Genomic DNA, 6,102 nt, shown 5'->3' on the forward strand with positions numbered 1-6,102 from the left:
TTCATCCTCGCGCAAGGCTTCCCAGGCACGGCCGATCGGCAACCGCCGCAGGCGGATGGTCACCCAATTGGTCAAAAGCGCGAGCGCGAGGATCAGGTAGAACAGAAACACGATGCGCTGGGTCGGCGAGAATTCGAAGCCAAGCCGGGCCGCAAGGCCGTCTTCACCGGCCGTGAGCGGAATGCCGAACAGCGTTGGCCGCGGGATCGGAGAAATGCCGTTCGGACCGCCGGTCAGGCTCTGCCAGTTGATGATGACGAGGCGGATGATCTCGCCGAATGCGAGCGTCACGATCGCAAGATAGTCGCCGCGCAGCCGCAAGACCGGAAAGCCGAGCATGACGCCCCAGAGCGCCGCCAGAATGCCGGCGAGCGGCAGGCAGATCCAGAACGACAGCCCGAAATTGGTGGCGAGCAGCGCGTAGGAATAAGCGCCAACCGCGTAGAAGGCGACGTAACCGAGGTCGAGCAAGCCGGCGAGGCCGACCACGACGTTCAGTCCCCAACCGAGCATGACGTAGGTGAGGACCTGGATGCCGGTGTCGATGACGTAGCGCTGGTCGTAGAAGACGATGGGCACGGCGAGCGCGGCGATCAGAAGCAGTGGCGGAAGCGCGCGCCCGGCTATGCCAAGCGCACGTTGCGCGACCGGCGGCAGCGTCCGCGCCGCTCCGACCGGTCCCCACCACTGGCGCAACAGTTCGACGGCGATGCTGCCGACGAAGACAATCGCGACAATGGAAGCGAGATCGTCGAACCGCGTCCAGTAGATCAACTGGCCCGTGGGACCAGCCTCGGTACGGATGCCGATCATCAGCGAGAACAGGACGAGGGCGACGAGAGCGCTGATGAAAGCTTTCTTGAGGATGAAGATGACGCCTTCCCGGCGTGAGGCTTGCGTGAAATCGGTCGAGGCAGCCGTCACGCGATATCCCTTAGACTTTTTCGACTTCGGGACGGCCGAGCAGGCCGGTCGGCAGGAAGATCAGTACCACGATCAGGATCGAGAAGGCGGCAACGTCTTTATATTCGACCGAGAAATATGCCGACCACATGGTTTCGATCAGGCCGATCAAAAGTCCGCCGAGCATCGCGCCGGGCAGCGAGCCGATGCCGCCAAGAACCGCGGCCGTGAAGGCCTTGATGCCGGCGATAAAGCCCATAAAGAAATCGACGAGCCCATAATAGAGCAGGTACATCATGCCGGCGACCGCGGCGAGGGCTGCACCGATGACGAAGGTCATGGAGATGGTGCGGTCGACGTCGACGCCCAGAAGCGCCGCCATGGTCTGATCCTGCTCGCAGGCGCGCATGTCGCGCCCAAGCCGGGTGCGGGACACCAGCCAGGTGAAGATCGCCAGCAGCACGATCGTGCTGACGACGACGATGATCTGCGCATTGGAGAGACGGACCACAAAGCCTTCGCTCTCGAGCAGGCTGTAGCCGCCGGTGATGACCGGCGGTATCGGCTTGACGCGCGCGCCCTGGCTGATCTGCGAGTAGTTGATCAACACGAACGACATGCCGATTGCCGACAGCATCGGTGCAAGGCGGAAGGAATGCCGCAGCGGGCGATAGGCGATGCGCTCGACCGTCCATCCGTAAAGTGCGGTAATCGCCATCGACACCAGAAGCACGATCAGCAGGATCAACGGTATTGCGGTCAGCCCGAACGAGACCAGGATCAGGAAGGTGATCAGGGCGATAAAACCGCCGATCATGAAAATATCGCCATGGGCGAAATTGATCATGCCGACGATGCCATAGACCATGGTGTAGCCGATGGCGATCAGGCCGTAGATTGAGCCGAGGACGATGCCGTTGATCAATTGCTGGGCGAAATAATCCATCCGCTGCCGACCGTTGGCGCATTTTCCGGCAAAGCGGAATCCGGTTTCCGCTTTCGAAAAATGGCGTTTTGTACTTCTGACACAGCGAAGGCCCCGGCAGCCAGACGTCGCGTCATGAGGTTTTCTAACAGCGGGAACCTGAGGCGGCAACAGCGCTTGGACGCGACTTAAGGCCTTGTGCAAAGGAAGTTTTCATGTTGGGCGCTGGGAACTTCTGACATATGCGCCGCCATTTGATGGTTCCGTGCAACCCGGCCCGGGTTCCGCAGTTATCCTCCTTGCGACTTAAAAAGGAGATCGCAATGTCCAATCAGAACCAGAATCCCGGCCAGCAAAACCAGAATCCCGGACAGAAGCCCGGTCAGCAGCAGGGCGGCGGTCAGAAGCCCGGGCAGCAGCAACAGGATCCGAACCGCCAGGGTCAGCGGCGGCCGGGCCAGGACCAGGATCGCTGAGCGTTGGTTCAATCGATCCGGACGTACGTCCGTGAGATAGAACCTCTGAGTGGTCTCTGAAGGAAGGTCTCGACGGAAACGTCGAGACCTTTCTTTTTGAAATATTGGCGGCTCGCATGTTTGCACTGCAATAGTCGGCATTCCGATGCGCCGATCCAAGAGTTCGCGGCAGAATTCGCGCCGTGCCACCTCCTTGAATCCGGACATTCCCGCCGGCTGGACCTGTTGCGGAACCTCAACTAGGTTCCCCCTCCCAAGCGGCGGCGTTAAGTGGACGGGCGCATGGCCTTCCTTCCGAGCGCAACGACCGCGTGACCTCAGGAGGAAGCCGAATGACTCTCACCCGCCGGGATGTAATCGCGAGCGCAGGCGCGGCCGCCGCGACGCTGGCAGCTGCAAAGAGCGCCAACGCCCAATCGTTCGAGTTCAAGCCCAACCAGCGCTATCCCGACACGTCGGTTGAAATCCTCGATCCGAGCTTTGCAAAAATCCGGATCTTCTCCAGCACCCTCGAGCAGGTGGCGACCGGCATGCGCTGGGCAGAGGGGCCGGTCTGGTTCGGCGACGGCAATTAACTGCTCGTCAGCGACATCCCGAACAACCGCATCATGCGCTACGATCAGTCCACCGGAAACTGGGGCGTGTTTCGCCAGCCGTCGAATTTCGCCAATGGCAATGCGCGCGATCGCCAGGGTCGGCTGATCACCTGCGAACATCTGACGCGTCGCGTCACGCGCACCGAATATGACGGCAAGATCACCGTGCTCGCCGACAGCTACAACGGCAAGCGTCTCAACTCGCCGAACGACATCGTTTGCAAATCCGATGGCTCGATCTGGTTCACCGACCCGCCGTTCGGCATCGGCGGCGATTGGGAAGGCGACAAGGCAACGCCCGAATTGCCGCATTCGGTCTATCGGATCTCGCCCGACGGGAAACTCAACCTGGTCACCGCCGAGCTCGCGGGTCCCAACGGACTCTGCTTCTCGCCGGATGAAAAGAAGCTCTACATCATCGAGTCGCGGGCGCAGCCGAACCGGCTGGTCTGGTCGTTCGATGTCGCCGCCGACGGCTCGCTCTCGAACAAGACCAAATTCATCGACGGCGGCGCGACAGCCCTGGACGGAATGCGGGTCGATACCGAGGGCAATCTGTGGTGCGGCTGGGGCTCTACCGGCGCCCCCAACAGCAAGGGCGAAGAACTCGACGGCGTGAAGGTGTTCAACCCCGAGGGCAAGGCGATCGGCTTCATCCGTCTCCCCGAGCGCTGTCCCAATCTGGCCTTTGGCGGTCCCAAAAAGAACCGCCTGTTCATGGCGAGCTGCCACTCGCTTTACGCGCTCTATGTCGAGGCGCACGGCGCGGTGTGAGGCGCCTCTGATCGTAATGGCCCGGCCGCGCTCGAGGCGCGGCCGGGTTAAGGTAAACAAAGGGTTTAAATTGCCGATCGCAGTTTAACGGCGTTACTTCCCGAACCAAGCGAGGCGTCAAAAGGCGCGCGGAAAACGGGAAGCGACATGTCGACAAACTGGCGTATCAGTTCCATCAGCGGCGTTGTTCTCGCCGGCTATTTCATTCCGACTTGGGCCGCGATCGCCTGGCAGATCATCGTGTCGCCGGTGCGCGGCCTTTTCGAGCGGCCGAGCGTTTCGATTGCGCTCTACGTCACCGACCATCTGCAGCTGCCGACCATGACGGCGGTGCGTTTTGGCTGGCTGCTGGCGCTGGGCCGGCTGACGGTGGTCGCATTCTTTGCGCTGTTTCTCCTTCTGTTCGTGCGCGGTCTCATTCGCCGGCAAAGCGGCGGCGGGGAAGCGCTCGCGATCGCGCTCACAATCGGCAGCGTGATGAGCTTTGCAAGCATGCTGATGGCGTCCCAGGTCGGCGAGATCCAGGCGCTTCGGCTGCATGCATCCGAGTTGCTCGTGATGATCGGCACCGGCATCGTGATGCTGTTCGATACGCCTGCGCGGACGCCGGCGGCTGAGGTGCCGGCTGAGTCAGCTCTTGAGCAGACCGAGCTCAGCTACAATAGCTGAAGCCTCCTTCATTGCGTGATTGGCGGCGGGCACGCCGCAATAGATTGCCTGCTGAAGCAGGATCTCCTTGATATCATCAGGCGTGAAGCCGCCCTCAGCGAGGGCGGCACGGACATGCAATCGAAATTCGTCCCACTGGCCGAGCGCTACCATGGTGCCGATCACCAGTACGCGCCGCGTGCGGTGATCGAAATGCGGCCGCGTCCAGATCTCGCCCCAGGCATAGCGGGTGATCAGGTCGATGAAGTCGGCATTGAACGAATTCTTGCCCGTGATCGATTTGTCGACCCAGGCGTCACCCAGCACCTTGCGGCGCTGCGCCATGCCGCTGTCGTGGCGTTTCTCATCGTTCATGATTGAGCCTCCGTCAATCCGGGATGGTGCATTAGCACCGGACCTCAGATGCGCAATCGCGCATCGGGAAATCTCGAGATTCCGGGTTCGACGCCTCGCATCGCCCCGGAATGGCCAATGAGATTATTTCTGCGTCAGGAAACCGATCACCGCGTCCGTAAACGCATGCGGCTGTTCGAGGTTTGAAATGTGCGCCGCATCCAGAATGGTCATCGAGGCGCCCGGAATATTGCTGCGTATGAATTCGTTGGCCGCGACTGGCGTCGATGTATCGTGGCGGCCGGCAATCACCAGTGTCGAGCTCTTGATCTTCGGCAGCAACCCGCGCTGATCGAGTGTTGAGAGCGTCTCGGCGCAAGCGAGATAGCCGGCGACAGGCGTTGCGAGCAGCATGGCCTTGAGATTTTGTGTCGCCTGCGGCTCGCGCTCGCGGAAGTCGGCGGTGAGCCAGCTCGAGATCACCGTGTCCGCAATCGCGGCGATGCCGCCTTCCTTGATCAGCTTGATGCGGTTCTGCCAGTTGGTCGGATCGGGGAAATAGCTCGATGTGTTGGCGAGAATGATCTTGTTGAATCGCTCCGGCGCATTGGCCCCCAGCCATTGTCCGACCATGCCGCCGATCGACAGGCCGCACCAGTGCGTCTTCTGGATGTTGAGATCATCGAGGATCGCGATGACGTCGCGGCCCAGGCGCTCTATCGAATAGGGGCCAGGCGGCACGCCTGATTTACCGTGGCCGCGCCGGTCATAGCGGATCACGCGGAACACCTGCGTGAGCGCCTTCATCTGCGGCTCCCACATCGCCATCGTCGTGCCGAGCGAATTCGACAGCATCAAAGTGGGCCCGCTATCGCGGCCCTCGACCGAAACGTTGAGCATGCATCCATCGGCATCGATCATCGGCATGGAATTTTCTCCAGTCTTCTTGTCAGTCGACTTGTTTGTCATCGAGTGAGGCGAGCAGGCGGTCGATCAGAGTTTGCGAGACGCCCTGATAGGCCATCGGCTGCATGAGCTGCGCGATTCTCTGGGCATCGAGATGCGCGGTGACGCTCGGGTCTTGCTCCAGTACCGCGCGCAAGCTTCGCTTTTCAGCAACCGCCTTCTTGCTGGCGGCTTGGATCAGGTGATGCGCTTGCTGCTTGCCGACCGTCTCGGCGAGCGCGAACGCGACGGCTTCGGCCATGATCAGCCCGCCGGTCGCATCGAGGTTGATCCGCATGCGCGCAGTATCCACCTCGAGCCCCTCGGCAATATCGACGGTCGCGGCAAGCGCGCCGGACGTGACCAGCAGCAATGTAGGCAATGTCGGCCATTCCGCGTGCCAGGGACCCGCCGAACGTTCGTGATCACCGACTTGTGCTGCGAAAATCGTCGCGGCCAGATTCGGCGCCATGGTCGCGGC

6 protein-coding genes and 2 pseudogenes are annotated in these 6,102 nt (G+C 61.4%); 3 read left to right on the plus strand and 5 right to left on the minus strand.

Features of this window, described 5'->3' with window-relative positions:
- Together VFL62_RS01360 and VFL62_RS01365 are read right to left on the minus strand one after the other, a co-directional pair.
- On the minus strand, nt 1–924 hold a 924-nt coding region (locus VFL62_RS01360), incomplete at its 3' end, for an ABC transporter permease subunit (protein WP_325170585.1).
- 10 nt (nt 925–934) lie between these two features.
- A complete protein-coding gene (locus VFL62_RS01365) occupies nt 935–1,849 on the minus strand; it encodes an ABC transporter permease subunit (protein WP_325170586.1) in 915 nt (304 codons plus the stop codon).
- Nucleotides 1,850–2,151: 302 nt separating this feature from the next.
- Between VFL62_RS01365 and VFL62_RS01370 the strand changes: the two genes are divergently transcribed.
- The 3 genes and pseudogenes from VFL62_RS01370 (at nt 2,152) to VFL62_RS01380 (ending at nt 4,343) form a co-directional block, all read left to right on the plus strand.
- Nucleotides 2,152–2,304, plus strand: coding sequence for a hypothetical protein (locus VFL62_RS01370; RefSeq protein WP_325170587.1), 153 nt, complete (start codon nt 2,152–2,154; stop codon nt 2,302–2,304).
- 332 nt (nt 2,305–2,636) lie between these two features.
- Nucleotides 2,637–3,674, plus strand: a pseudogene (locus tag VFL62_RS01375) (SMP-30/gluconolactonase/LRE family protein).
- A 147-nt stretch (nt 3,675–3,821) separates the two neighbouring features.
- Nucleotides 3,822–4,343 carry a hypothetical protein gene (locus tag VFL62_RS01380; RefSeq protein WP_325170588.1) on the plus strand — a complete coding sequence of 174 codons (522 nt, stop codon included), beginning with the start codon at nt 3,822–3,824 and terminating at the stop codon, nt 4,341–4,343.
- Here VFL62_RS01380 and VFL62_RS01385 read toward each other — a convergent pair.
- From VFL62_RS01385 to VFL62_RS01395, 3 genes and pseudogenes are all read right to left on the minus strand, one after another.
- The gene (locus tag VFL62_RS01385) at nt 4,305–4,697 is read right to left on the minus strand and encodes a carboxymuconolactone decarboxylase family protein (RefSeq protein ID WP_325170589.1); all 393 of its coding nucleotides are present in this window, start codon (nt 4,695–4,697) and stop codon (nt 4,305–4,307) included. The genes VFL62_RS01380 and VFL62_RS01385 overlap by 39 nt on opposite strands.
- 123 nt (nt 4,698–4,820) lie before the next feature.
- Nucleotides 4,821–5,603 (minus strand): 3-oxoadipate enol-lactonase, encoded by a 783-nt coding sequence (gene pcaD / locus VFL62_RS01390; RefSeq protein WP_325170590.1) that lies wholly within the window; start codon nt 5,601–5,603, stop codon nt 4,821–4,823.
- A 22-nt stretch (nt 5,604–5,625) separates the two neighbouring features.
- A pseudogene (locus tag VFL62_RS01395) lies at nt 5,626–6,102 on the minus strand (3-carboxy-cis,cis-muconate cycloisomerase); the annotation flags it as partial.

The organism is Bradyrhizobium sp. (assembly GCF_035701725.1).
GTDB lineage: Bacteria > Pseudomonadota > Alphaproteobacteria > Rhizobiales > Xanthobacteraceae > Bradyrhizobium.